The following is a 25458-nucleotide window of genomic DNA, read 5'->3' on the forward strand; positions in this document are numbered from 1 at the left end:
ACGCAAGGGGTGCAACGAGCCGTGACAACCACCGACGTTCCACAGGTCGCCGTCCACCGCGAGGTGACCGACAAGAACGGACGCGTCTACCGCGTGGGCGAGTCCGACATCGACATCATGGGGCGCAAGCGCAAGTGGATGGTGATCCTTCCGTGGATCGGCATGATGGGCATCTCCTCCGCCGAATACGCGTTCGCGTCCGCCGAGGACACCCTGCACACCGCGCACCACTGGAACAGCATGCACATCTTCTGGATGATGACCGTCTGGGTCTTCTTCCAGGCCGCGGTGGCCTTCCCCGCGGGAAAGCTGCGTGAGAGCGGCAGGCTTCCGGCCCGCTGGGCGATGATGTTCGGCGCGGCGGGCACCCTGCTGGGCTATCTGTCGCTGGCGTTCGCGCCGCATGTCGTCGTCGCCTACGTCGGCTTCAGTGTCTTCAGCGGCACGGGCGCGGGCATGGTGTACGCCACCTGCGTCAACATGGTCGGCAAGTGGTACCCGGAGCGCAAGGGCGGCAAGACCGGCTTCGTCAACGGCGGTTTCGCCTACGGTTCGGTGCCCTTCGTGTTCCTCTTCAACGGCTACATGGATCTGACGAACTTCCGCTGGGTGCTGGTCTCGGTGGGTGTGCTGCTGGCCTCGATGGTCGGGTGCGCCGGCTTCTTCTTCAAGGATCCGCCGAAGAACTGGTGGCCCTCCGCGATCGACCCGCTCAACCCGCCCAAGGACCCGCGCGCGGCCCGCTCGATGCGCATGAACCCGCCCGCGGTCCGCCAGTACACCCCCAAGGAGGCGTGGGGCACCGGCCGGGTCGCCCTGATGTGGTTCTGTCTGGCCTGCACCTCGGGCGTGAACATCTTCGGTATCGCCTTCCAGGTGGACATCGGCGAGGAGGCGGGGTTCGCCGGCGGCATCGTGGCGACGGCCATGTCGCTGAAGGCGATCGTCAACGGCACCGGCCGCGGCGTCATCGGCTGGCTCTCCGACCTGTACGGCCGAAAGCGCTGTCTGCTGGTCGTCTGCGTCATCCTGGGCCTGTCCCAGTACGGCATCCTGTGGTCGGCCGAGGCCAAGAACCTGCCGCTGTTCCTGGTCTTCTCCTCGATATCCGGTTTCGGCGGCGGCGCGATCTTCCCGATGTTCGCCGCGCTCACCGCCGACTACTTCGGTGAGAACAACAACGCGTCCAACTACGGCATGGTCTACAGCGCCAAGCTCGTCTCCGGGCTGGGCGCGGGCATGGGTGCCGTGGTCGTCAGCGCCTGGGGGCACTCCGGTGCCTTCATCCTGGCCGGCTCCATCTCCCTGTTCGCCGGCTGCATGGCGCTGTTCCTCACCCCACCGGGACGCGACAAGGACAAGCGCATCGTGCCCAATCCGCAGCCGCTGGGCGAGGAGACGGCATGAGACGGGGACGGCCGGCGGGCTGAGTGACCGGACACGGCGAGGAGGCCCTCCCCGGGGTGGGGAGGGCCTCCTCGTGCCTGGGGCCTACTCGGTTGGCGTGGGGGCGCCTGTTCGCTGTGGAGGTGCCTGTTCGATGTGGGCCGCCGTCAGCACTTCTCGCGCAGCGAGTGCAGGTGCTCGCTGGAGCGGCGGGCGAAGGTGAAGGACTCGGCCGGGTTGTCGTGCTCGGCCTGCCAGTGGTGGGCGAGCCGCTCGCCCCGCAGCCGGGTCACTCCGGAGATGAACCGCTGGTAGTCGATGTCGCCGTCGCCGACGTCCACCATGCGGTAGCCGTACTGGTTCCCCGGGTCGCTGACACCGTCCTTGACATGGAAGAGCGGATAGCGGTGCGGCTGGCGCAGGACGTAGTTCAGCGGGTCGAAGGGCGCGGGCGTGCCGTCGGGCCGCTTGGAGAAGCGGAACTGGCCCGAGTACGCCCAGTAGATGTCCATCTCCAGGAAGACGAGGTCGGGGTCGGTCTCGGCGAGCAGCACGTCGTAGAGGCGGACCTTGGGGTTGTCGGTGGCGAAGGAGAACTCCTCGGAATGGTTGTGCTGGTAGAACTTCATGCCGCGGGCCCGGGCCGCCGCGCCGTAGGTGTTGAAGTCGGCGGCGGCACGCTTCCAGGCGTCGACGGTCGAGCCGTAGCGGAAGGGTCCGGAGGCGGTGCCGATGTGCTTGAGGCCGAGGGCCTGGGCGTCGTCGAGGACCTTGGTGAGGTTGGTGGCGAAGGTGTAGGCGGCGGGGTCGTCGGAGTAGTAGCCGACGTGGCTGCCGATGGGGTTCAGGCCGTGGTTGCGGGCCAGCCGCTTGAGCTGGGCGAGGGTGATGGGGCCCGCCGAGCCCTGGGTGTAGCCGGCGAACTCGACCTCGTCGTAGCCGTACTTCTCCAGTTCGGCGAAGACGGGCGCGAAGCCGAGGGTGGAGACCTTGTCACGGAGGCTGTAGAGCTGGATGCCGAGTCGGCCGGGCGGCAGGACGGGGCGGCCCCGGCCCGCGGGAGCGGCGGCCGGGGCGGCCGCGGCGGGGGTGGCGGTGCCGCCCAGCAGGGCGGCGGCGGTGGCGCCGGCGGCGACGCCGAGCATGCCGCGTCTGCTGAGTCGGTGGCTGAGTTCGGGGTCGGTCTGGGAATTGCGGCTCATGCGGGAACTCCTCCTGGTCACGGGGCGTTGTCGGTGGTGAGTGCTTCACTGGGAACCGGTCGCACCTCGGGCACGACGCTCAGGCGAGACCGGCGAGTTGGAGCAGGAGTGCTTTCACATCGGTGGCCGCGAGGCGGTCGCCGACAGCGCGGGGGGTGGAGCAGATGAGGAGCGGACCGTCGTCGTCGCTCTGCGGAAGGCGGCCGTGGCTGCCGCGAATAGGTGAGGGGTCCAGAGGCACCACCGCCATGCGGTAGCGCATGCCGAGTTTCTTGCGCGCCAGCGCGGTGGCGGCCTTGACCTTGACGTAGGGGTCGAGCGGGTCCATGAACAGCTCGACCGGGTCGTAGCCGGGTTTGCGGTGGATCTCGACCAGTTGCGCGAAGTCGGGCGCGCGGTCGTCGTCGAGCCAGTAGTAGTACGTGAACCAGGCGTCCGGCTCCGCCACGGCGACGAGTTCGCCGGAGCGCGGGTGGTCGAGGTGGTGGGCCTTCTTGCCCTCGTCGTCGAGGAGTTCACCGAGTCCGGGCAGTCCCTCCAGTGCTGCCCTGGTCGCGTCGAGGTCCTCCGGGCGGCGCACATACACATGGGCGATCTGGTGGTCGGCGACGGCGAAGGCGCGGGACGCCATCGTGTCGAGGTACTCCATGCCGTCCTGGGTGTGCACCTCCAGCAGGCCCGCGCGGCGCAGGGCGCGGTTGATGTCGACGGGCCGGTGCACCCGGGTGATGCCGTACTCGGACAGGGCGACGACGGTACGGCCCTCGGCGCGGGCGTCGTCCAGGAGCGGGGCGAGGGCGGTGTCCAGGTCGGCGGCCGCTTTCAGGGAGCGCGGGTCGTCGGGGCCGAAGCGCTGGAGGTCGTAGTCGAGGTGGGGGAGGTAGCTGAGCGCCAGGTCGGGGTGGCGGGTGCGCATGATGTGGCGGGTCGCGTCGATGATCCAGCGGCTGGAGACCAGGTCGGCGCCGGGTCCCCAGAAGTGGAAGAGGGGGAACGTGCCGAGTTCCGCGGTGAGTTCGTCGTGCAGTGCGGGCGGGCGGGTGTAGCAGTCGGGCTCCTTGCGGCCGTCGGCGTAGTAGATCGGGCGGGGGGTGACGGTGAAGTCGGTGTCGGCGCCCATGGCGTACCACCAGCAGATGTTGGCGACGGTGTAGCCGGGGTGGGCGCGGCGGGCGGCGTCCCAGAGTTTGTCCCCGGCGACCAGTCCGTTGTGCTGGCGCCAGAGCAGGACGTCGCCGAGTTCGCGGAAGTACCAGCCGTTGCCTACGACGCCGTGTTCGGCCGGATGGGTGCCGGTGAGGAAGGTGGACTGGGCGGCGCAGGTGACGGCGGGCAGGACGGTGCCGAGCGGGGCGTGCGAGCCGTTGCGGGCGAGGGTCTTGAGGTGGGGCATGTGGTCGAGGAGACGGGGGGTGAGGCCGACGACGTCGAGGACGAGGAGCGGGACGGGACCGGTGCCGGGGGCGGTCCCTGGGGTGCTCGTGGTCATGGGAGCTCCTTCAGCCCGAGGTCGGTCAGCAGGTCGCGCGCGAGGGTGAGTTCGGCCGCGATGCCGTCGGCGAGCTGGCCCCGGGTGCCGGGGCGCAGCTCGGGCGGGAGGGCCTGCCAGGTGTAGGTCTCGACCTCCAGATGGCGCACGAGGGGGTGCGGGCCGCCGACGAGCCGGGTCAGCGCGCCCTTCAGGACGGGGAGTGTGGAGGCGAGGGGTGCGGCGGGGGACGCGTGCAGCGGCACGTGGAAGTGGGAGCGCCAGGGCACCGCGTCGGGCAGGACGCGGCCCGTGAGGGCCTCGCCGAGGTCGTCGGTGCCGCGCAGGCCGGCTGCCGTGCGGGCGCGGGTCTGGTGCAGGAAGCGGGGCTCGTCGAAGGCGGCGAGGGCCTCGCGGACCTCGGGGAGGTGCGGCTGCTCGGCGTGCAGGGCGGCGGAGAGCTGGGATTTGACGACGGGTGTCCCGGACGCCACGAGGGCGTCCAGGGCGGTGTGCGGGTCTTCGAAGGAGGTGGCCAGATGGCAGGTGTCGACACAGATCCCGATGCGCGGGTGGTCGATCGCGGTGAGCGGGGCGATGGCGTCGCCGGTCGTCTCGACGAGGCAGCCGGGTTCCGGTTCCAGTCCGATCCGGATGGAGCGGCCGGTGAGTTCCGCGAGGGCGTCGAGGCGTTCGCCGAGGGCGCGCAGCGCGGTGCGGGCCGACTCCGCCTGCCGGGTGCGCCAGGCGAGCGGCAGGGTGGAGATGCTGCCCTCGTCGATGTCGTCGGGGAGCAGTCCGGTCAGGACGCGGGCGAGGGCGGTGGTGTGGTCGAGGCGTTCGGGTTCGTTCCAGTCGGGCCGGTAGACGCGGTACTTGACCTCCTCGGCGCCGAAGCCCTCATAGGGGAAGCCGTTGAGGGTGACGACCTCCAGGCCCCGCCGGTCCAGTTCGCAGCGCAGGCCGCGCAGGGCTGCCGGGTCGGTGACCAGGGCGCGGGCGGCGTCCCTGGCCAGCCACAGGCCGATGCCGAGGCGGTCGCGGCCCAGACGGCGGCGGACCGGTTCGCAGTGGTCGCGGAGCTGGGCGAGGACTCCGTCGAGGGTCTCGGCGGGGTGGACGTTGGTGCAGTAGGCGAGGTGGACGGTGGAACCGTCGGGGTGCCTGAAGCGCATGGTTCACGCCCCGCCGCGCAGGATCGAGTTGCCCTCGTGGGTGGCGTCGGTGGTCGCGCTCCGAAGGTTCAGCCGGCCGCTGAGCCCGTAGAAGGCGACGGGGTTGCGCCACAGCACCCGGTCGACGTCGTCCTCGGTGAAGCCGTCGGCGAGCATCGCCTCGCCGACCCTGCGGGTCTTGAGGGGATCGCTGTGGCCCCAGTCGGCGGCGGAGTTGACCAGCACCTGCTCGGGGCCGTAGGCGCGCAGGACGGCGACCATCCGCTCCTCGTCCATCTTGGTGTCGGGATAGACGGAGAAGCCGAGCCAGCAGCCGCTGTCCTTGGCCTCCTTGACGGTGGTCTCGTTGAGGTGGTCGACCAGGACGCGGTCCGGGGAGAGCGCGGACTCCCCGACGACGTCCAGGGTGCGGCGCAGTCCGGCCGCCTTGTCGCGGTGCGGGGTGTGGACCAGCGCGGGCAGCCCGTGGTCGGCGGCGAGCTGGAGCTGGGCGGCGAGGGCGGTGTCCTCGGCCGGGGTCATCGAGTCGTAGCCGATCTCCCCGACGGCGACGACCTGGTCCTTGACGAGATAGCGGGGCAGTTCGTCGAGGACGGGCAGGCAGCGGGGGTCGTTGGCCTCCTTGGGGTTGAGGGCGAGGGTGCAGTGGTGGGCGATGCCGTACTGGGCGGCGCGGAAGGGTTCCCAGCCGAGGAGGGAGTCGAAGTAGTCGAGGAAGGTGGCCGGCGAGGTGCGGGGCTGGCCCAGCCAGAAGGAGGGTTCGACGACGGCGCGGACGCCCGCGTCGTACATGGCCCGGTAGTCGTCGGTGGTCCTGGAGGTCATGTGGATGTGGGGGTCGAAGATGCGCATCAGGACTCCTTGCCGTGGGGGTGGACCGAGCCGTGCGGTGGTGGTGGGGAGCCCGCTTCGGTCAGGGCCAGGACGCGGTACAGGTCCTCGGGTACGGGGCGGCCTGCGGCGGTGCGTTCGGCGGCGTAGTCGTCGAGCATGCGGGCGAGTTCGGTGTCGGCGCGGGCGCGGCGCTCCAGGTCCGCCACCACGTTGACGGGCACGCCGGTGAAGAGGCATTTCAGGACGGCGTGGCGCCACTGGTGCGGGGCGAGGTGCCGGGCGGCGTACGGGCCGACGGCGGCGCCGAGGAGACCGGTGTCGTTGGTCCGCAGGGCGTCCTCGACCAGTGGGAGGGCGTCGGGGCCCGGCACCAGGTGGGGCAGGGCGTGCAGGACGGCGCGCCGTTCGGGGCCGGTGCCCTGGGAGTAGACGCGGCCTGCGGCGTCGGCGTCGGCCCGGGCCGCGAGCAGGATGAGGACGCGGACGGCGTCGGCGTACTCGGCGCCGCAGCGGCGGCCCGCCTCGGCCAACCTCAACTCCCATACGGAGATGGGGCCGTGGGCCCCGGGATGGGTGGCGGCCTCGTCGAGGGCCTGGTCCAGCCAGGCCCGGGCGGCTCCCGTCAGGTGGGTTCTGAGGTGGGCGTGGAGCGCGGCGGGCGGGGACTGGGCGAGTGGGGTGGCGGGCGCGGGCCGGGGTGCGGGGGCGGGTGGGGTGGCGGGGGTGGGGTCGGGGTCCGCCGTCGGGGTGCCCGTGGTGGGGCGGGGGTGGGTCATGGGGTGCTCCCTTCGGGGGTGGCCGAGGGTTCGCCTGGGCGCGGGGCGTGGGTGGGGCCCGCTGCGGCGGTGGCGGCGTCGCGGAGGAACGGGAGGGCGTGTTCGGCGTGGTGGGGGCCCGCGTGGGAGTGGCGGGGCAGTTCCACCACGGTCAGGCCCTGGTAGCCGGTGGCGGCGAGGGCCGCGAGGACGGGCGGGAAGTCGATCTCGCCGTCCCCGAAGGGGAGGTGTTCGTGGACGCCGCGGCGCATGTCCTCGATCTGGACGTGCCGCAGCCAGGGCGCGGCGGCGCGGACGCAGTCGGCGGGAGGGAGCGGTTCGAGGCACTGGCAGTGACCGATGTCGAGGGTCAGGCCGAGGTGTGCGGGGTCACCGAGGAGGAGGCGGAGGTGGTGGAAGTCGGCGAGGCGGGCGAGGAGATGGCCGGGCTCGGGTTCGACGGCGAGGGGGACCTCAGCGTGGGCGGCCGCTTCGAGGACGGGGGCCAGTGACTCGGCGAGCCGTTTCCACGCGGTGTCCGGGTCGGTGCCGTGCGGGGTGACGCCGCTGAAGCAGTGCACGGCGTGGGCGCCGAGGTCGGCGGCGACCCGCACCGCCCGGATCAGCAGGTCGACGCGGCGGGCGCGGGCCTCCGGGTCCGGGTCGAGGAGGGAGGGGCCGTGCTTGCGGCGCGGGTCGAGGACGTAGCGGGCGCCGGTCTCGACGGTGACGCCGAGGCCGAGGGCGTCCAGCCGGCGGGCGAGGCGGCGGACGCGGCCGGCGAGGTCCGGGGCCATCGGGTCCAGGTGCATGTGGTCGAGGGTCAGCCCGACGCCGTCGTAGCCGAGGTCGGCGAGGAGGGAGAGGACGTCGTCGAGCCGGAGATCGGTGAGGCCGTTGGTGCCGTAGCCGAAGCGGAGGGTGGGGGTGGGGGCGGGGGCGGGCCCCGGGGAAGGGGTGCGGGGCGCGAAGGAGGGGGCCTGAGTGGGGGCGGCCGGAGCGGGGGTGGCCGGGGTGGGGTCTGGCGTGGGGGTCATGTGATGCTCACCTTCCTCGCGAACCGGCGGCCCAGCGGGGCGAGGGCCGCGATGAGCACAGCGGTGACCGGGGCGCCGGAGCGTGCGGTGAGCGCTGCCTGGAGGGGGACGGCGGCGCGGATGCCGGCGCCGACGGCACGTTGGGTGAGCGGGGGTGAGGGGTTGAGAGCGGCGTGCAGGTAGGGGCGGGCGGCGGTCGCGGCGTACGTGGCGGCGAGGACGGTGGGGAGGGCGGAGGGGAGGGCTGCGCGGAGGGGGCCGGGCGGGGGGCTGGACACAGGGCGCGCTGCGGCGGATCCGGCCGGTGTCCGGGATGCGGCTGGCGTGCTGGAGGGGGCCGACGTCCCGGTTCCGGTCGGTGTCCGGGATGCGGCCGACGTCCCGGGCGTGGGCGGCCTGCCGGGTGCCGTCGGCATCCCTGGTTCGCCCTGCGTCCCGGACGCGGCAGACCCCGTGAGCGCACCTCGCCCGCCCGCGCGAACGCCGCTAACCAGGGCGCTCAGCAGTCCCGTTGCCGCGAGTGCTGTCAGGGGGGCCAGGGAGGAGCCGCCCTGGGTTTCGTTGCGGGAGACGTGGGTGACCGCCAGGGTGTGGGTGCCCAGGACGGCTGCGGAGGGGAGGGCCCGTCGGATGGGGCCGCCGGTGGCCGCGGCGCCGAGCAGGAGGTCGAGCGCACGGGCCGTCGCCATGGCGGCGGGTCCCGCCGGGGTGTGCTTCAGCCGTAGATCGTAGGCCCAGACCGTGGCGGCGAGGGGGGCTGCGACGGACAGGGCGGGGCGGCCCGCCCGGGCGGCCAGGGCGAGGCCGGCGGCCGTGAGCGCGCAGGCCGCGGTGAGGGCGGCGGCGGGGCGGACGCGGCCGGAGGGCAGGGGGCGGTGGGGGCGTTCGGCGGCGTCCTCCTCGCGGTCGGCCCAGTCGTTGAGGGCCATTCCGGCCTCGTACAGGCAGAGGGAGGAGCCGATGGCCAGCAGGGTCCGGGAGTCACGGGGTGCGCCGGTGGCGGCGGCGCCGGCCAGGGCGTCGCCCGGGACGGTGAACAGGGCGGGCAGGCGCAGGAGTTCGGCCCAGGGGTGGGAAGTGCCGAAACCGGCGGCAGGGCCGCGCCCGCTCAACTCTCCTCCCCCGCACCACCACCGGAGACCCCGTCCCCACCGGGCTCCACCCCCGCACCACCACCCGAGAGCCCGCCCCCACCGGCCTCCACCCCCACACCGGTCTCGAGCGTTCCGCCCGCGTCCGACGATGGTCCCGGCGCCGTCGACGGCTCCGGCTCCCGCTCCGGCTCCCGCTCCGGCGCCGTCGATGGCCCCGGCCCCGCCAGGATCCCCGCGAAGTCGAGCAGTTGCTTGTACTGCTCGGCCAGGGACGCGGGGCCGGAGCCCACCGGGTCCTTGAAGTAGAAGCCGAGTTCGGCCAGGGGCCCGGACAGGCCGCGCTCGTGGGCGCGGGCGGTGAGGCGCGCGAGGTCCAGGACCAGGGGTGCGGCCAGCGCCGAGTCGCAGCCCTGCCAGATGGTCTGGAGGATCATGCGGGTGCCGAGGAAGCCGTCGAAGGCGATGTGGTCCCAGGCCGTCTTCCAGTCGCCGAGGGCGGGGACGTCGTCGATGTGGACCTGTCCTTCGGGGACCGTGCCGAGGGTGTCGGCGAGGACGCGTTCCTTGCCCGCGTTCTTCGCCGCGGCCGCGGCCGGGTCGGCGAGGGCTGCTCCGTCGCCGCCGCCGAGCAGGTTGGTGCCGGACCACGCCCGTACGGTGAGGGCGCGTTGGGCGAACATCGGGCCCAGTACGGCGCGCAGGAGGGTCTGTCCGGTCTTGCCGTCGCGGCCGGCGTGCGGCAGGCCGCTCCGTTCGGACTCGCGGGCGGCGACGGGGTGGTGCATGCCCGCGGAGGGGGTGAAGTTGACGTAGGAACAGCCGGCGCGCAGGGCGGCCAGGGCGTAGAGGGTGCCGGCGGGCAGCGGGGCGCCGGGGTCCTGGGGTGCGGGTTCGGTGGAGGCGACGTTGACGACGACGGTCCGCCGCAGTGCGTGCCGGTGGGTGAAGTCGCGGATGTCGTCGGCGAAGGCGGCGATCAGCTCGGCCTCGCCACGGGTGTCCCCCGGTACGGGGCCGCCGGGCCGGATCTCCCGGTCGGCGGCAGCGAGTTCGGCGGCGACCGCGGTGGCGACGCCCGGGGGGAGGACGCCGCCGGCCGTGAGGGTCTCGGCCCGTTTGGGCAGGGGGCAGTCGAGGGTGTCGTGGCCGCCGAAGACGAGGTCGGACAGGGCGGGCAGGCCGCTGTCGGTGAAGGCCGGGGTCTCGGTCACCATGCCGGTGGCCGGGTGCAGTCCGGCGGTGACGGCGGCGCACCCGGTGACGACGGTGGTGGCGACGGAGCCTCGGGCTCCGATCAGCCACACCCCCACACGCGGTCGGGCAAGGGACGCGGACATGAGCAGCCTCCTGATCGTGCGCGAGCCTGGTGGGGTGGGGCGCAGAGCCTGATGGGGCGGAGGCTCCGGTGGGACAGAGACTCTGGTGGGACAGGAACCCCGGTGGGACAGGGATCCCCGGTGGGGCGAAGACGGCGGGCGGGGGTCCGGCGTCCCCCGCCCGTCGTCGCTCAGCCGCCCGTGGTGGGCAGTTCCTTCAACTGGATGTTGCGGAAGGAGACCTGGTCGGCGGACCCGTGGTTCTGCAGGCCGAGGTAGCCGTCGGTCAGGCTCCGCTGGGGGTCCTTGTTGGTGAAGTCGTTGATCTTCACTCCGTTGAGGAACACCTGGAGGCGTTCGCCCTGGACCTTGATCTCGTAGGAGTTCCACTGGCCGGGCGGCCGCAGGACCTGGTCACGGGCCTTGAGGTTCGCCGACTTGAAGGAGTAGACGGACCCGGTGGTGCGGTCGGCCGCGTCCGTGGCGTCGATCTGGATCTCGTAGCCCTTGTTCACCGCGGACCAGGGGTCGTCGGAGGCGGGGAAGCCCACGAAGATCCCGGAGTTGTCGTCGCCGCGCATCTTCCAGTCGAGCTTGAGGGAGTACGACTTCAGCTCCTTGGCCTGGTACCACAGCAGGCCCATGCCGCCCTCGGAGACCAGGGTGCCGTCCTGGACGTTGAACCTGCCTGGGCCGGCCTGCTTCCAGCCGTCCAGGGTCTGGCCGTTGAAGATCTTCCGGTAGCCCTTGTCCGGCTTGCAGTCCGCCTTGACCTGGCCGGTGGCGTACTGGAGGCCGCCGAGCAGGTGGGCGCGGAAGGCCTCGTCGGTGTAGGACTCCTTGGTGTGGCCGCCGCCGGTGTAGAAGGAGCGGCCGCCGCCGTAGCTCTGGCACCAGGCGATCGGGTGATCGCCCTTCATGGTGCCGCCCTGGTAGGTGGTCTCGTCCAGGGTGGCGAGGACCTTGGCCTGCTCGCGCGGGTTGGTGCGGTAGTTGTACCACTCGTCGGTGCGCTCCCAGGCGTCGCCGAGGTGCGCGGTGGAGGGGTGGTCGTGGTCCTCGACGCGCACGGTGGCCTTCTGGATGGCCGGGTGCGAGTCGAAGTAGGCGCCGACGAGACCGCCGTAGAACTCCCAGTCGTACTCGGTGTCGGCGGCCGCGTGGATACCCATGTATCCGCCGCCGCCCGCCACGTACTTCTCGAACGCCTGCTGCTGTTCGGCGTTGAGAACATCGCCGGTGGTGGAGAGGAAGGCGACCGCGTCGTACTTGGCGAGGTTGGCGGTGGTGAACTGGCGGGGCTCCTCGGTGGCGTCGACCGTGATGCCGGCCGGGCCGCCGAGTTCCTTCAGGGCCGCGATGCCGGCCGGGATGGAGTCGTGCCGGAACCCGGCGGTCCTGGAGAAGACGAGGACCTTCTTGCCGCCCTTGAAGGGTTCCTTGGAGAACTCGAAGTCGTCGACGTCGTAGAGCGCGCCTTCGCCGCCCTTGAAGACGAGGTAGATCTCCGTGGTGCCGCGGGGCAGGGAGCGCAGCGGGACGTCGACGTTCTGGAAGGTGTCCCAGCTGCCGGTCGGCGGGATGTACGCCGAGCCGTGCAGCGGTCCGTCGGGGGAGCCGGTGCGCAGTTCGACGAAGCCACCCGCGCCGCCGGAGGAGGCCCGTACGGTCATCTTCTTCTGGCCGTCGAACCGGTAGGGGCTGAAGGCGATCCAGTCGCCGTCGTTGATGTCGCCGACGGTCTTGCCCCCGTTGGCCCCGGCCTTGTCGTACGTCTGGATGCCGGACTGCTTGCCGAAGTGCTCGGCCTGGCGGTGCAGCGGCTGGAGGACGGCGCGGGCCGTGCCGGTGAGCGCCTCCTGGCCGTTCGCGCCGCCGTCGGTGTAGCTGGCGCCGACGACGCCGTAGATGTTGGCGTTGGGGTCGTGTCCGCCGTCGCCGGGCGGCGGGGTGAGGGTGCCCTCGCAGCCGGTCTCGCTGGTGAGTTCGTGGGCGTGGGAGTCGTGGCCGAGGCTGTAGGCGACCTTGACCTTGGTGCAGTCGACGCTCTCCTCGGGGTCGGTGACGGTCACCTTGAAGGGGACGGGCTTGCCGAACTCGGCCATGGTGCCGTTGCCCGGGATGTCGATCCTGACCTTGGGTTCGGTGTTGCCGACGACGATGCGGGCGCTGGCGTTGCCGGTGTTGCCCTCGGGGTCGGTGGCGGTGAAGGTGGCGCTGTAGGTGCCGACCTTCCTGTACCGGTGGGTCGGGTTGAGTCCCTCGCCGGTGGTGCCGTCGCCGAAGTCCCAGCTGTAGGTGAGTTCCGGGGAGTCGGCGTCCTTGGCGGAGCCGGTGAAGGTGACCTTCAGTCCGGCGGCGCCGGACGTCTTGTCGGCGCTGACCTCGGCGATCGGGGAGAAGCCGTCCTCGGCGTTCTCGATCCGGTAGAGCGCGGAGTGCTCGTCGCCCTGGAACCAGGAGACGCCGTAGTCGAGGACGTAGAGGGCGCCGTCGGGGCCGAACTCCATGTCCATGATCTGGGTGCCGGTCCACGGGAAGTCGTTGATCTTGGCGACGGTGCCGTCGTCGTTCTGCTCGATCCGCTTGATCCAGCGGCGCCCGAACTCACCGGCGAAGAAGTCGCCGTCGTAGGACTCGGGGAACTTCACGCTGGAGTCGAGGTCGGGGTCGTAGCGGTAGACGGGGCCGGCCATCGGGGACTCGGAGCCGCTGCCGAACTCGGGCAGGGAGCCGCCGTCGTACGGGATCCAGGCGGCCTGCGCGGGCGGCAGGTCGACCAGACCGGTGTTGTACGGGGAGGTGTTCTTCGGGGCGGCGCAGTCGAAGGGCTCGCCGGAGGTCCCGGTGGCGAAGTCGTAGTCGACGTAGGGGTCGTTGTCGCCGGTGCAGAACGGCCAGCCGAAGTTGGCGGGCTCGGTGACCTTGGCGAACTCGACCTGTCCGGCGGGTCCCCGGCCGGGGCTCGCGGCGCCGGCGTCGGGGCCGTAGTCACCGACGTAGACGGTGCCGGTCTTGTCGTCGACGCTCATCCGGAACGGGTTGCGGAAGCCCATCGCATAGATCTCGGGACGGGTCTTGTCGGTGCCCGGGGCGAAGAGGTTGCCCTCGGGGACGGTGTAGGAGCCGTCCTCGGCGACCTTGATACGGAGGATCTTGCCGCGCAGGTCGTTGGTGTTGCCGGAGCTGCGGCGGGCGTCGAAGGCGGGGTTGCGGCCCTCGCGGTCGTCGATCGGCGTGTAGCCGTCGGAGGCGAAGGGGTTGGTGTCGTCGCCGGTCGACAGGTAGAGGTTGCCGTCCGCGTCGAAGTCGATGTCGCCGCCGACGTGGCAGCAGATGCCGCGGGAGGCCGCGACGTCGATGACCTTCTTCTCGCTGGCCGTGTTCAGCGTGCCGTTGGCGTTGAGGACGAAGCGGGAGAGGCGGTTGACGCCGTCGAACTTGGCGAACTCCTCGGCGGTGCCGGTCTCGGGGGCGTCCCCGGTGGGGGTGTCCAGCGGCGGGGCGTAGTAGAGGTAGATCGCCCGGTTGTTCTCGAAGTCCGGGTCGATGCCGACGCCTTGGAGTCCCTCCTCGTCGTGGCTGTAGACGTCGAGCTTGCCGGCGATCCTGGTGACGCCGCCCTGGTCGGTCAGGCGCAGGGTGCCGTCGCGCGAGGTGTGCAGGACGCTGCGGTCCGGGAGGACCGCGAGTGACATGGGCTCGCCCGTCTCGGGTTCGCCCTTGGCGAGCGGTACCTGCTGGAACTGCCCTTCGGCGGCGGCCGGTTCGTCGTGCTCGGGGTGGCCGGGGTGGGCGCCGGCGACGGTCGCCGGGGTGCCCACGGCGAGGACGAGGCCGGTGAGCAGGGCGAGGGCGGTGCGAAGTCTGGGGTTTCTTCGGTTGCTGGTGCGGGTGGGGCCGGTGTTTTTGGTGCTGTGCACGAAGTCCCTCCGGGAACGGTGTGGGCCGTGTGGGATGGGTGCGAGGACGTGCGGTGCGGGCGCCGGGGTGCGCCGTCACCCCGGAGGTGTGTGCGAGGTGCGCTCTCCATGTGTGGTGAGCGCGGTGCCGTGAGCGCTTTCCATGTGCGCGGGAGGCACTTCGGTGTGTCCTGGACTCATGCGCCTGTCCTGAACACATCAGGGACGTTAACCGTGTCAGTGCGAGACGAACACCCCTTGGGGCGGCATTGGTTCAACTTTTTCCCGGCTCAGGACAAAGTGACATCCGGGCAGGTCGGAGAGGGGACCGGCGGTGGTGCCGGCCCCCGTCCCGACCTGCCGCCGGGTACCTGGTCCAGTTGTGGGAACGCCCGGGCGCGGAAACGCCGCGTCAGCTGTTGAACGCGGCGTCGAAGGACGCGCTGGGCGGGTCGAAGTCGTAGGCCTTCAGTCGGGTCAGGGCCTCCGGGGCGCCCTGGAGCCGGTCCATGCCGGCGTCCTCCCACTCGACCGAGACCGGCCCCTGGTAGTCGATGGAGCGCAGCATCCGGAAGACGTCCTCCCAGGGCACGTCGCCGTGTCCCGCGGAGACGAAGTCCCAGCCGCGCCGCGGGTCGCCCCAGGGCAGGTGCGAGCCGAGCCGGCCGTTGCGCCCGTCGAGGCGCTTGCGGGCCTCCTTGCAGTCGACGTGGTAGATGCGGTCCCGGAAGTCCCAGAGGAAGCCCACCGGATCGAGGTCCTGCCACACGAAGTGGGAGGGGTCGAAGTTCAGGCCGAAGGCCGGCCGCCGCCCGACCGCCTCCAGCGCGCGCTGGGTCGTCCAGTAGTCGTAGGCGATCTCGCTGGGGTGGACCTCGTGGGCGAAGCGGACGCCCTCGGCGTCGAAGACGTCGAGGATCGGGTTCCAGCGCTGCGCGAAGTCCTCGTAGCCGCGTTCGATCATCGACTCGGGGGCGGGCGGGAACATGGCGACCAGGTGCCAGATGGCGGACCCGGTGAAGCCGATGACGGTGTCGACGCCGAAGGCGGCGGCGGCCCGCGCGGTGTCCGCGATCCGGGTCGCCGCGCGCCGCCGTACCCCCTCCGCCTCGCCGTCGCCCCACACCTCGTCGGGCAGGATCGCCCGGTGGCGCTCGTCGATGATGGCGTCGCAGACGGCCTGGCCGACGAGGTGGTTGGAGATCGCCCAGCACTTCAGCCCGTACTTGTCGAGCAGTGCGTGCCGGGAGGGCAGGTAGCCGGGGTCGGTCAGGGCCTTGTCGACCTCGAAGTGGTCGCCCCAGCAGGCCAGTTCGAGTCCGTCGTAGCCGAAGTCGCGGGCCAGGCGGCAGACCTCTTCGAGGGGGAGGTCGGCCCACTGTCCGGTGAAGAGCGTGAACGTGCGCGGCATGACCGGGGGCCTCCTCAGACCGCTATGGGCGTGTAGACGGCGTTCTTCTCGGCGCTCTCCTCGACCGCCGCCAGCACGCGCTGCACCTGGAGTCCGTCCGCGAAGGACGGGACGGGGCGGCGGCCCTCGGCGACGGCGTGGACGAGGTCGCGGGCCTGGTGCACGAAGGTGTGCTCGTAGCCGAGGCCGTGGCCCGGGGGCCACCAGGCGTCCAGGTAGGGGTGGTCGGGCTCGGTGACCAGGATGCGGCGGAAGCCGGCGTGCGCCGCGGGCTCCGTACCGTCGTGGTACGAGAGTTCGTTGAGCCGCTCCAGGTCGAAGGCGAGCGAACCGCGCTCGCCGTTGAGTTCGAGACGCAGGGCGTTCTTGCGTCCGGTGGCGAAGCGGGTCGCCTCGAAGGAGGCGAGCGCCCCGGAGGGGAAGCGGGCGGTGAACAGGGCGGCGTCGTCCACGGTGACCTCGCCGGTGGCGCCGTCGGCCGAGACGGCGGACAGGCCCTGCACGGACCCGCCGGGCAGCGGCCGGCTGCGGACGAAGGTCTCGGTCAGCGCCGAGACCCCGGCCAGCCGCTCACCCGCCACGTACTGGGCGAGGTCGACGATGTGCGCGCCGAGGTCGCCCAGCGCGCCCGATCCGGCGTGCTCCCTGCGCAGCCGCCAGGTCAGCGGGAACTCGGGGTCCACCAGCCAGTCCTGGAGGTAGGACACCCGTACGTGCCGCAGCCGGCCGAGCCGTCCCTCGGCGACCATGTCGCGGGCGAGCGCGGTGGCGGGCAGGCGACGGTAGTTGAAGCCGACCATCGCCACCTGCCCGCGCCCCTCGGCCTCCTCGGCCGCCCGCACCATGGCCTCGGCCTCCTCGACGGAGTTGGCGAGGGGCTTCTCGCACAGGACGTGCTTCCCGGCCGCCAGCGCGGCGACGGCGATCTCGGCGTGGCTGTCCCCGGGGGTGCAGATGTCGACCAGGTCGACGTCGTCCCGGGCGATCAGCGCACGCCAGTCGGTCTCCGCCGCCGCCCAGCCGTGCCGGTCGGCAGCCCGGCGCACGGCGGTCGCGTCCCGGCCGCAGACCGCGGCCAGGACGGGACGCCGGGGCAGGTCGAAGACGCGCCCCACGGTGCGCCAGCCCTGGGAGTGGGCGGCGCCCATGAAGGCGTAGCCGACCATGCCGACGCGCAGCGGCGGCTTCTCGGCCCCGGCACCTTCTGACTGCTCGGGCTGTGCCATGCGGATGTCCTCCTCGTGCGTTCGTCGGGGGTGGCTCAACCGGTCGACGGCACGGCTCACTTGAAGCCGGTGGGCATGTACTGGTCGACGTTCTCCTTGTCGACGACGGCCGAGTACAGGGTCAGCGAGGCGGGGATCTCGAACTCGGCGAGCCCACCGACGCCCTTGCCCTGGCCGAGCGCGCGGGCGAGGTCGATCGCCGAGGCGGCCATGGTCGGCGGGTACAGGACCGTCGCTTTCAGCACCCCGCTGTCCTGCTTGATGGCCTCGAAGGCGGAGAGCGCGCCGGCGCCGCCGACCATCAGGAAGTCGTCGCGTCCGGCCTGCTCGATGGCGCGCAGGGCACCGACGCCCTGGTCGTCGTCGTGGTTCCACAGGGCGTCGAAGTCGGACTGTGCCTGGAGCAGTTGGGCCATCTTGGCCTGCCCGGACTCGACCGTGAACTCGGCGGCCTGGCGGGCCACCTTCTCGATGTTGGGGTAGTTCTTCAGGGCGTCGTCGAAGCCCTTGGTGCGCTGCTGGGTGAGCTCCAGGTTGTCCAGGCCCGCGAGTTCGATGACCTTGGCGCCGGACTTGTCCTTGAGCTTCTCGCCGATGTAGTGGCCGGCGTTCAGGCCCATGCCGTAGTTGTCGCCGCCGATCCAGCAGCGGTACGCCTGGGGCGAGTTGAAGATGCGGTCGAGGTTGATGACCGGGATGCCGGCGCGCATCGCCTTCAGGCCGACCTGGGTGAGCGCCTTGCCGTCGGCGGGCAGTACCACCAGGACGTCGACCTTCTTGTTGATCAGCGTCTCGATCTGGCCGATCTGGGCGGCGGTGTCGTTGGAGCCCTCGGTGATCTCCAGGGTGACGTCGGAGTACTTCTTCGCCCGGTTCTTGGCGTTGTCGTTGATGGCGTTGAGCCAGCCGTGGTCGGCCTGGGGGCCGGCGAAGCCGATGGTGACGGGCTTGCCGGGCTTGTCGTCGGCGGCCGGCTGGTCGTTCGCGGCCGGTTCGTCGTCCGACTCGTTGCTGGTGCAGCCGGTGAGGAGGACGCCCGCGCCGATGGCGGCGGATCCGAACAGCAGTCCTCTGCGACTGGTGAGCTCTGGCATGGCGGTGAACCCTTTCCTCAGGTCGTGCTCGCGGTACGGCGCTGGACCAGCACGGCGGCGACGATGATCGCGCCCTTGGCGATCTGCTGGACGTCGCTCTGCAGGTTGTTCAGGGCGAAGATGTTGGTGATCGTGGTGAAGATCAGGACGCCGAGGACGGAGCCGGTGATGGTGCCCCGGCCGCCGCTGAGCAGCGTGCCGCCGATGATCGCGGCCGCGATGGCGTCGAGTTCGTAGAGGTTTCCGTTGGTGTTCTGGCCGGAGCCGGACAGGATGATCAGCAGGAAGGCCGCGATGCCGCAGCACAGTCCGGACAGCAGGTAGAGGTAGAGGCGCTGGCGGCGGACGTCGATGCCGGCGAGCCGGGCGGCCTCGGCGTTGCCGCCGACGGCGACGGTGCGGCGGCCGAAGGTGGTGCGGTTGAGGATCAGCCAGCCGATCACCGTGACGACGGCGAAGACCATCACCAGCGGGGGGACGCCGAGGACGTAGGCGTCGCGTTCCCCGAGGTCGAGGATGCTCGGGATGCTGACGATCTGGGTCTTGCCGTCGGTGATCTGGAGCGCCAGTCCGCGGGCGGAGGCGAGCATCGCGAGGGTGGCGATGAACGGCACCATCCCGCCGTACGCGATGAGCAGGCCGTTGACCAGGCCGCAGCCGACGCCGACCAGGACCGAGGTGAAGAGCACCCCGCCGAAACCGTAGTCCTGGGTGGCGAGGGTGGTCGCCCACACCGAGGCCAGGGCGACGATCGCGCCGACCGAGAGGTCGATGCCGCCGGAGGTGATGACGAAGGTCATGCCGACGGTGACGACGCCGATCACGGACGCCTGGGTGAGGACGAGTTGGAGGTTGCGGGTGTCGAGGAACTCGTCGGGCTTGGTGATGCCGCCGATGACGATCAGTGCGGCGAGCACCCCGAGGAGGGAGAGGGTGCGGACGTCGGCGCGGGCCATCACACCCCGCCAGGGCGGGAGTTGGGGTATCGCCGCGGTCTTGCCGGTGCCGTCCCTCGGTGGGGACGCGTGCTGCGTCATGACGCCGGGCTTCCTTCCATGACGAGGTCGAGGACACGGTGTTCGTCGAGTTCACGGGCGGGCGCGGTGTGGACGACCCGCCCCTCCCGCAGGACCAGGACACGGTCGGCGAGGCCGAGGACCTCGGGCACCTCGCTGGAGACGAGCAGTACGGCGAGGCCCTCGTCGGCGAGGCGCCGGACGACCGCGTACAGCTCGGCGCGGGCGCCCACGTCGACGCCCCGGGTGGGTTCGTCGAGGAGCAGCACCCGGCAGCCGCGCAGCAGCCAGCGGGCCAGGACCGCCTTCTGCTGGTTGCCGCCGGACAGGGTGCGCACCGGCACGGCGGGGTTGTCGGGCCGCAGGGACAGTTCACGGGTGGCGGCGCGCGCGGCGTCGAGTTCGGCGCCCCGGTCGACCCAACCACCGCGTGAGAAGCGGGACATGGAGGATACGGAGACGTTGCGGGTGACGGACTCCAGCATCAGCAGGGCCTGTGCCTTGCGTTCCTCGGGTGCGAGCCCGAGTCCGGCGGCCACCGCGGCCCGGACGCTGCCGGGGCGCAACGCGGCGCCGTCGACGAGGACTTGGCCCTGGCTGGGCCGCCGCGCTCCGTAGATCGTCTCCAGGATCTCGGAGCGGCCCGAGCCGACCAGTCCGGCGAGCCCGACGATCTCACCGGGCCTGATCTCCAGGTCCAGCGGCTCGAACTCGCCTTCGCGGGCCAGCCCCTTGACCTGGAGCACGGGGGTGCCGACCGCGTCGGAGACGGGCCGCTCGGGGAAGACGTACTCGACGTTGCGGCCCGTCATCAGCGCGACGATGTCCCGGGTGGGTGTGGACTCGGCGGGCAGTCCGACCGCCACGGCCCGGCCGTCCTTGAGCACGGTCACCCGGTCGCCGATGCGCCGGATCTCCTCCAGCCGGTGCGAGATGTAGACGACGGCGACGCCCTCGGCGGTCAGGTCGCCGACGATCCGGAAGAGGTTGTCGACCTCGTCCGGGTCCAGGGCGGCGGACGGCTCGTCCATCACGATCAGCCGTACGTCGTGGGAGAGGGCCCGCGCCATGGAGACGATCTGCTGCTGCGCCGCCGACAGCTCCCCCACCAGCCGGCCGGGGTCGATCTCGGGGTGCCCGAGCCGTTTGAGGAGCCGGGCCGTCGACGCCCGGGCGGCCTTCCTGCGGACGACGAAGCCGGCGGCGGTCGGTTCGTGGCCGAGGTGGACGTTCTCGGCCACGGACAGGTGCTCCACCAGGTCGAGTTCCTGGTAGATGGTGGCGATGCCCAGCCGCATGGCGGCGATGGGCGAGCGCAGGGTGACCTCCTCGCCGCGCCAGCGGATGGTGCCGGTGTCCGGCTGGTGGGCGCCGGCCAGGACCTTGATGAGGGTGGACTTCCCGGCCCCGTTCTGGCCGAGCAGACAGTGCACCTCCCCGTCCAGGACCTCCAGATCGACTCCGTCGAGGGCCCGGACACCGGGGAAGGACTTGGTGATTTCGGACATGCTGAGCAGCGGTGGTTCTGGTGCCATGGGCTCCCCTTGGCGGGCGTGCGGGCCGTGTTCAGGGCAGGGCGAAGCAGGGCGCCGTGCTGAAGTGACTCGTGTAACGGGCCGGTTGCGCCGGGTCCGTGAGCAGATGCGGTGACGCGGGTGGGAACAGGTGCGGTTACGCGGGTGAGAACAGGTGGTCGCTGATGAGGCGGGCCGCGCCGATGACTCCGGCGGTGGGGCCGAGCTCCCCCAGCACGATGGGCAGGTTGCCGGTCGCCAGCGGCAGCGACTGGCGGTAGACCTGGGTGCGGATCGCGGCGAGCAGGGTGTGACCGAGGCCGGTGACCCCGCCGCCGATCACCACCAGGCCGGGGTTGAAGAAGCTGACCAGGCCGGCGATGACCTGGCCGGTGCGGTTGCCGCCCTCGCGGATGAGATCGAGGGCGGTGGCGTCGCCCGCGGCGGCCGCCGCGGCGACGTCGACGGCGGTGAGGCCGCCGTTCGTCTCCAGCCGCCCGGCGAGTTCCGCCGACCGCCCCTGTTGGGCGGCCTCCTCGGCGTCCCGGGCCAGGGCGGCCCCGCTGAAGTGCGCTTCCAGGCAGCCCCGGTTGCCGCAGGCGCAGGGCCTGCCGTCGGGGACGGCCTGGATGTGCCCGATGTCGCCGGCACTGCCCGTCACGCCCCGGTGGACGTCGCCGCCGACGACGATGCCGCAGCCGATGCCGGTGCCGATCTTCACGCAGAGGAAGTCGCCCACGGAGCGTGCCACGCCCGCGTGCTGCTCCCCCATGGCCATCAGGTTCACGTCGTTGTCGACCATGACCGGGCAGCCGAGTTCCTGGCTGAGCGCCTCCCGGACGGGGAAGCCGTCCCAGCCCGGCATGATCGGCGGGGCCACCGGGACGCCCTCGGGAAAGCGGACCGGGCCGGGGACGCCGATGCCGGCGCCGTCGTACCCCTCCGCGAGCCCGGACGCCCGCAGTTTGGCGGCCATGGCGAGGACCTGCTCGAAGACCGCGACCGGGCCCTCGCGCACGTCCATGGGGTGGTTGAGGTGTCCGAGGATCTCCAGTTCCGCGTTGGTGACGGCGACGTCGACCGAGGTCGCGCCGATGTCGACACCGAGGAAGCGGAGCCCGGGGTTGAGCCGGATGTTGTGGGAGCGGCGGCCGCCGCGCGAGGCGGCGAGTCCGTCGGCCACGACCAGGCCCGTCTCCAGCAGCCGGTCGACCTCCACGGCCAGTTTGGACCGTGAGAGGTCGATCTGATCGCCCAACTGCGCACGGGAGTTGGGACCCCCGTCGCGCAACAGCTTGAGCAGCCTGGCCTGATGGCCGTTCGCGGGTCGTGCCGTCATGCGTCTCACATGCCCCTCCCCGCCTCGATCGGCCACCGGTCGCCGTGCTTTCGAGGGGAACGTAGCAGCGGCCGCCACGGCTGGGAAGAAGCTGTGCAGGAATTACCCTCGACTTTTTCCACTCACAGGACAAAGGGCGGTCCGACCGGCCCCCCCGACACCCGGCGACCCACCCGCTTCCGGCGCCTCAGCCGCTTCCGAACCCACCCGCTTCCGGGCCTCAGCCACCTCCGGACCCCACCCGCCTCCGGGCCTCAGCCCCGCTGACGCGCGTGGTACGAGGTCCGGGTGTGCTCGGTGTGTTCGCGCATCAGCTCGGTGGCCCGCCGCTGGTCCCGGTCGGAGATCGCCGCGATGAGCCGGCGGTGCTCGATCCAGGACTGCTGCCCGCGCTGCCGCGCCACGGGCGTGTAGTACCAGCGCACCCGGCGGTCCACCTGGGCGGCGAGTTCGCCGAGGACGGCGTTGCCCGCCAGCTCCATCACCTTCGCGTGGAAGCGGGCGTTGAGTGCGACGGCGGCGTCCACGTCGTCGGCCTCGACCGCGCGCTCGCCCTCGGCGCACAGCTCCTCCAGCGCGGCGATGCCGGCCGCCCCGGCGTTGGCGGCGGCGAGCCGGGCCGCCTCGGCCTCCAGCAGGGTGCGCACGGTGAGGAGCTGGTCGGCCTCCTCCTCGGTCGGCTCGTGCACGAACGCGCCCTGGGCGGGCCGCAGATCGACCCAGCCCTCGGTGTTCAGGCGTTGCAGCGCCTCGCGCACGGGCTGCCGGGACACCCCGAGGTGCCCGGCGAGTTCGCTCTCGACCAGGTGCTGGCCGGGGCGCAGGGCGCGGGTGGTGATGAGTTCGAGGAGCGCCTCGTAGACCCGGTCGCGCAGCGGACCGGGGCGTTCGAGCCTGGGTACCGCCCCCTGCGGCAGTCCTGTCGGCAACATCGCCGTCCCCCTCCAGAGCCGTCGGACAGCAGAACAAGGATTGTCTTTCGTCTACAGTCTACGGCGCACCGAGGCCAGGCACAGGGGGAGTCGGCCTCGTCACACCCCCGCGGTCACGGGCAGCGGACGACCTGCCCCGCGTAGGAGAGGTTGCCGCCGAAGCCGAACAGCAGCACCGGGTCGCCGGCGGAGATCTCGCCGCGCTCGACGAGCTTGGAGAAGGCCATCGGGATGCTCGCGGCCGAGGTGTTCCCGGAGTCGACGACGTCCTTGGCGACGACGGCGTTCACCGCGCCGATCCGCCGGGCGAGCGGCTCGATGATCCGCAGGTTGGCCTGGTGGAGCACGACGGCGGCGAGGTCGGCCGGCTCGATCCCGGACCGTTCGCAGGTCCGGCGGGCGATGGCCGGCAGCTTGGTGGTGGCCCAGCGGTAGACGCTCTGGCCCTCCTGCGCGAACCGGGAGGGGGTTCCCTCGATCCGCACGGCGTGCCCCATCTCGGGCACCGATCCCCACAGCACGGGTCCGATGCCGGGGTCCTCGGCGGCCTCCACCACGGCGGCCCCCGCGCCGTCGCCGACGAGGACACAGGTCGTGCGGTCGTTCCAGTCCGTCACGTCGGTCATCTTGTCGGCGCCGATGACCAGGGCGCGGGTGGCGGCGCCCGCGCGGACCGCGTGGTCGGCGGTGGCCAGCGCGTGGGTGAAGCCGGCGCACACGACGTTGACGTCCATGGCGGCGGGCGAGGGGATGCCCAGCCGGGCGGCGACCCGGGCAGCCATGTTCGGTGAGCGGTCGACGGCGGTGGAGGTGGCCACCAGTACCAGGTCGATGTCGCCCGGGGTGCGGCCGGCCGCCGCGAGCGCCTTGGCCGCCGCGTGCCCGGCGAGCTCGTCGACGGGCTCGTCGGGGCCGGCGATGTGGCGCGTGCGGATGCCCACCCGGGAACTGATCCACTCGTCACTGGTGTCGACCATGCCGGCCAGGTCCTCGTTGGTGAGCACCTTGGCCGGCTGGTAGTGGCCGACCGCGGCGATGCGCGAGCCGTTCATCGGGGGGTCCCCCTCGTTGCCTTGGGTAGCGGGATCCACCAGTCTGATCAGTGACTCACGGGTACGGCGGCAGGTGATGCCACAGGAAACGGGCGCTCGGGTTGTCGGCTTCCATCAGGCACCCGGACGCCCGAACACTTTTCGAACGGTCGGCCGCCCCCGGTCACCCGGTGAACAGCTTCGTCGCCTTGCGCACCAGTTCGTACAGGCCGTAGGCGAGCGGTGTGCCCACCCACAGCCAGGCGAGGGCGATCAGTCCGCGCCGGTCAGGCGGACTCTGACTGCTGTCGTTCGGCATCGGGGACGGCCTCCTGACGGGGTGCGGGGACGTGGTGGTGGCGGGGGTGGACGGGGCGGACCAGTTCGTTGGCGACGAAGCCGACGGCCAGCAGGCCGATCATGATGGCGAAGGAGAGCCCGTACAGGGACGCCCCGGTCCGGCCCGCCTCCTCCTGCCGGTCGGCGATCCAGTTGACGATCAGCGGTCCGAGGACCCCGGCGGTGGACCAGGCGGTGAGCAGACGGCCGTGGATGGCGCCGACCTGGTGGGTGCCGAAGAGGTCCTTCAGATAGGCGGGGACGGTGGCGAAGCCGCCGCCGTAGAAGGAGAGGATCACCAGGGCGCACAGGACGAACAGCGGCTTGGAGGAGTCTCCGAACAGGGCGATGCAGGCGTACATCAGGGCGCCGACGCCCAGGTAGACGCGGTAGATGTTCTTCCGGCCGATCAGGTCGGAGGTGGAGGACCAGCCGATGCGTCCGGCCATGTTGGCGGCCGAGAGCAGGGCGACGAATCCGGCGGCGGCGGTCGCCGACACCGTGGTCGAGGTCTCCGCGAAGAAGTCCATGATCATGGGAGCGGCCTTCTCCAGGATGCCTATGCCGGCGGTCACGTTCATACAGAGGACGACCCACAGACACCAGAACTGGGGGGTGCGGATCGCCTGCCTCGCGGTCACCTGCGGGCCGACGGGCGCCGGCCGCGGCTCGGGGACGGGGGCGGGTGCCGCCGTTTCCGCACCGTCCGAAGCCCCGGCGGCCGCGGTCCCCACACTCCCCGACGCCCCCGCGAGATCGCCCCGCGCCACCGTGCCGGGCCCCGGCACCCGTACCAGGAAGACGCCCAGCGCCATGAAGACCGCGTACGACAGGCCGTGCACCAGGAAGGCGAGGGCGATTCCGTCGGAGTCCGCGCCGAAGGACTCCAGCATCTGCGCCGACCACGGCGAGGCGATCAGCGCGCCGCCGCCGAAGCCCATGATGGCGATGCCGGTGGCCATCCCGGGCCGGTCCGGGAACCACTTGATCAGGGTGGAGACGGGCGAGATGTAGCCGATGCCGAGGCCGATCCCGCCGACGAAGCCGTAGCCGAACACGATCAGCCAGTACTGCTCGGTGGCGGCGCCGAGGGCGGAGAGCAGGAAGCCGGACGAGAAGCAGCACAGGGCGACCGTCATCGCCCAGCGCGGGCCGTTGCGCTCGACCAGCGTGCCGCCGAACGCGGCCGACAGGCCCAGCATGACGATGCCCAGCTGGAAGGGGAGCGCGCTCTGCGTGCCGCTCAGACCGAGCGCGGACTCCAGTGGCGGCTTGAACACGGACCAGGCGTAGGCCTGTCCGATGGAGAGGTGGACCGAGAGGGCGGCGGGGGGAACGAGCCAGCGGCTCCATCCCGGGGGTGCCATGGGGGGACTCATGATCCGGA

At 71.8% G+C, this 25458-nt stretch carries 20 protein-coding genes; 1 reads left to right on the plus strand and 19 read right to left on the minus strand.

Translation table 11 applies throughout. The features are described from left to right. The first annotated feature begins 21 nt into the window (after window positions 1-21). The gene (locus ABT296_RS08715; RefSeq protein ID WP_351924734.1) at window positions 22-1407 is read left to right on the plus strand and encodes an OFA family MFS transporter; all 1386 of its coding nucleotides are present in this window, start codon (window positions 22-24) and stop codon (window positions 1405-1407) included. A gap of 146 nt (window positions 1408-1553) precedes the next feature. Here ABT296_RS08715 and ABT296_RS08720 read toward each other — a convergent pair whose 3' ends face one another. The 19 genes from ABT296_RS08720 to ABT296_RS08810 form a co-directional block, all read right to left on the minus strand. Further along, the gene (locus tag ABT296_RS08720) at window positions 1554-2588 is read right to left on the minus strand and encodes a sugar phosphate isomerase/epimerase family protein (protein ID WP_351924736.1); all 1035 of its coding nucleotides are present in this window, start codon (window positions 2586-2588) and stop codon (window positions 1554-1556) included. Window positions 2589-2667: 79 nt separating this feature from the next. Continuing rightward, window positions 2668-4077 carry an alkaline phosphatase family protein gene (locus ABT296_RS08725; RefSeq protein WP_351924738.1) on the minus strand — a complete coding sequence of 470 codons (1410 nt, stop codon included), beginning with the start codon at window positions 4075-4077 and terminating at the stop codon, window positions 2668-2670. Continuing rightward, on the minus strand, window positions 4074-5231 hold the full coding sequence (eboE, locus tag ABT296_RS08730; protein ID WP_351924740.1) for a metabolite traffic protein EboE: 1158 nt from the start codon (window positions 5229-5231) through the stop codon (window positions 4074-4076). The genes ABT296_RS08725 and eboE overlap by 4 nt, the downstream gene beginning before the upstream one ends. 3 nt (window positions 5232-5234) lie before the next feature. Continuing rightward, entirely contained in the window at window positions 5235-6083 is an 849-nt protein-coding gene (locus tag ABT296_RS08735) for a TatD family hydrolase (RefSeq protein ID WP_351924742.1), read from the minus strand. Beyond that, a complete protein-coding gene (locus ABT296_RS08740) occupies window positions 6083-6841 on the minus strand; it encodes an EboA domain-containing protein (protein ID WP_351924744.1) in 759 nt (252 codons plus the stop codon). Before ABT296_RS08740 ends, ABT296_RS08735 begins: the two co-directional genes overlap by 1 nt. Continuing rightward, window positions 6838-7857 carry a sugar phosphate isomerase/epimerase family protein gene (locus ABT296_RS08745; protein WP_351924746.1) on the minus strand — a complete coding sequence of 340 codons (1020 nt, stop codon included), beginning with the start codon at window positions 7855-7857 and terminating at the stop codon, window positions 6838-6840. The genes ABT296_RS08740 and ABT296_RS08745 overlap by 4 nt, the downstream gene beginning before the upstream one ends. Beyond that, on the minus strand, window positions 7854-8969 hold the full coding sequence (locus ABT296_RS08750; RefSeq protein ID WP_351924748.1) for an SCO3242 family prenyltransferase: 1116 nt from the start codon (window positions 8967-8969) through the stop codon (window positions 7854-7856). The genes ABT296_RS08745 and ABT296_RS08750 overlap by 4 nt, the downstream gene beginning before the upstream one ends. Continuing rightward, complete coding sequence (locus tag ABT296_RS08755; protein ID WP_351924750.1) at window positions 8966-10288, minus strand: inositol-3-phosphate synthase; 1323 nt, start codon at window positions 10286-10288, stop codon at window positions 8966-8968. The genes ABT296_RS08750 and ABT296_RS08755 overlap by 4 nt, the downstream gene beginning before the upstream one ends. A 170-nt stretch (window positions 10289-10458) precedes the next feature. Further along, the gene (locus tag ABT296_RS08760) at window positions 10459-14190 is read right to left on the minus strand and encodes a ThuA domain-containing protein (RefSeq protein ID WP_351924752.1); all 3732 of its coding nucleotides are present in this window, start codon (window positions 14188-14190) and stop codon (window positions 10459-10461) included. Window positions 14191-14581: 391 nt separating this feature from the next. After that, entirely contained in the window at window positions 14582-15580 is a 999-nt protein-coding gene (locus ABT296_RS08765) for a sugar phosphate isomerase/epimerase family protein (protein ID WP_351924754.1), read from the minus strand. Window positions 15581-15594: 14 nt separating this feature from the next. Further along, window positions 15595-16806 carry a Gfo/Idh/MocA family protein gene (locus ABT296_RS08770; RefSeq protein WP_351924756.1) on the minus strand — a complete coding sequence of 404 codons (1212 nt, stop codon included), beginning with the start codon at window positions 16804-16806 and terminating at the stop codon, window positions 15595-15597. Between the two features lie 56 nt (window positions 16807-16862). Beyond that, a complete protein-coding gene (locus ABT296_RS08775; RefSeq protein ID WP_351924758.1) occupies window positions 16863-17900 on the minus strand; it encodes a substrate-binding domain-containing protein in 1038 nt (345 codons plus the stop codon). A gap of 17 nt (window positions 17901-17917) precedes the next feature. Then, window positions 17918-18937: an ABC transporter permease gene (locus tag ABT296_RS08780; RefSeq protein WP_351924760.1), complete on the minus strand. Its 1020-nt coding sequence runs from the start codon at window positions 18935-18937 to the stop codon at window positions 17918-17920. Further along, window positions 18934-20451, minus strand: a complete 1518-nt coding sequence (locus tag ABT296_RS08785; protein WP_351924762.1) for a sugar ABC transporter ATP-binding protein — start codon at window positions 20449-20451, stop codon at window positions 18934-18936. Before ABT296_RS08785 ends, ABT296_RS08780 begins: the two co-directional genes overlap by 4 nt. Before the next feature lie 136 nt (window positions 20452-20587). Further along, the gene (locus ABT296_RS08790; RefSeq protein ID WP_351924764.1) at window positions 20588-21769 is read right to left on the minus strand and encodes an ROK family transcriptional regulator; all 1182 of its coding nucleotides are present in this window, start codon (window positions 21767-21769) and stop codon (window positions 20588-20590) included. 254 nt (window positions 21770-22023) lie between these two features. Then, window positions 22024-22701 (minus strand): GntR family transcriptional regulator, encoded by a 678-nt coding sequence (locus tag ABT296_RS08795; RefSeq protein WP_351924766.1) that lies wholly within the window; start codon window positions 22699-22701, stop codon window positions 22024-22026. Window positions 22702-22814: 113 nt separating this feature from the next. Further along, window positions 22815-23753, minus strand: coding sequence for a beta-ketoacyl-ACP synthase III (locus tag ABT296_RS08800; protein WP_351924768.1), 939 nt, complete (start codon window positions 23751-23753; stop codon window positions 22815-22817). 163 nt (window positions 23754-23916) lie between these two features. Continuing rightward, a complete protein-coding gene (locus ABT296_RS08805) occupies window positions 23917-24051 on the minus strand; it encodes an MFS transporter small subunit (RefSeq protein ID WP_351924770.1) in 135 nt (44 codons plus the stop codon). Continuing rightward, a complete protein-coding gene (locus ABT296_RS08810) occupies window positions 24020-25450 on the minus strand; it encodes an OFA family MFS transporter (RefSeq protein ID WP_351924772.1) in 1431 nt (476 codons plus the stop codon). The genes ABT296_RS08805 and ABT296_RS08810 overlap by 32 nt, the downstream gene beginning before the upstream one ends. Window positions 25451-25458: the final 8 nt, after the last annotated feature.

The organism is Streptomyces sp. NPDC000983, from assembly GCF_040299205.1.
Lineage (GTDB): Bacteria > Actinomycetota > Actinomycetes > Streptomycetales > Streptomycetaceae > Streptomyces.

Coding starts and splice junctions, on each gene's coding strand:
- ABT296_RS08755 (WP_351924750.1), bottom strand. CDS start 10,288: ATGTCCGCGTCCCTTGCCCGACCGCGTGTGGGGGTGTGGCTGATCGGA.
- ABT296_RS08735 (WP_351924742.1), bottom strand. CDS start 6,083: ATGCGCATCTTCGACCCCCACATCCACATGACCTCCAGGACCACCGAC.
- ABT296_RS08800 (WP_351924768.1), bottom strand. CDS start 23,753: ATGAACGGCTCGCGCATCGCCGCGGTCGGCCACTACCAGCCGGCCAAG.
- eboE (WP_351924740.1), bottom strand. CDS start 5,231: ATGCGCTTCAGGCACCCCGACGGTTCCACCGTCCACCTCGCCTACTGC.
- ABT296_RS08785 (WP_351924762.1), bottom strand. CDS start 20,451: ATGGCACCAGAACCACCGCTGCTCAGCATGTCCGAAATCACCAAGTCC.
- ABT296_RS08720 (WP_351924736.1), bottom strand. CDS start 2,588: ATGAGCCGCAATTCCCAGACCGACCCCGAACTCAGCCACCGACTCAGC.
- ABT296_RS08775 (WP_351924758.1), bottom strand. CDS start 17,900: ATGCCAGAGCTCACCAGTCGCAGAGGACTGCTGTTCGGATCCGCCGCC.
- ABT296_RS08745 (WP_351924746.1), bottom strand. CDS start 7,857: ATGACCCCCACGCCAGACCCCACCCCGGCCACCCCCGCTCCGGCCGCC.
- ABT296_RS08805 (WP_351924770.1), bottom strand. CDS start 24,051: ATGCCGAACGACAGCAGTCAGAGTCCGCCTGACCGGCGCGGACTGATC.
- ABT296_RS08725 (WP_351924738.1), bottom strand. CDS start 4,077: ATGACCACGAGCACCCCAGGGACCGCCCCCGGCACCGGTCCCGTCCCG.
- ABT296_RS08765 (WP_351924754.1), bottom strand. CDS start 15,580: ATGCCGCGCACGTTCACGCTCTTCACCGGACAGTGGGCCGACCTCCCC.
- ABT296_RS08770 (WP_351924756.1), bottom strand. CDS start 16,806: ATGGCACAGCCCGAGCAGTCAGAAGGTGCCGGGGCCGAGAAGCCGCCG.
- ABT296_RS08790 (WP_351924764.1), bottom strand. CDS start 21,769: ATGACGGCACGACCCGCGAACGGCCATCAGGCCAGGCTGCTCAAGCTG.
- ABT296_RS08780 (WP_351924760.1), bottom strand. CDS start 18,937: ATGACGCAGCACGCGTCCCCACCGAGGGACGGCACCGGCAAGACCGCG.
- ABT296_RS08740 (WP_351924744.1), bottom strand. CDS start 6,841: ATGACCCACCCCCGCCCCACCACGGGCACCCCGACGGCGGACCCCGAC.
- ABT296_RS08810 (WP_351924772.1), bottom strand. CDS start 25,450: ATGAGTCCCCCCATGGCACCCCCGGGATGGAGCCGCTGGCTCGTTCCC.
- ABT296_RS08795 (WP_351924766.1), bottom strand. CDS start 22,701: ATGTTGCCGACAGGACTGCCGCAGGGGGCGGTACCCAGGCTCGAACGC.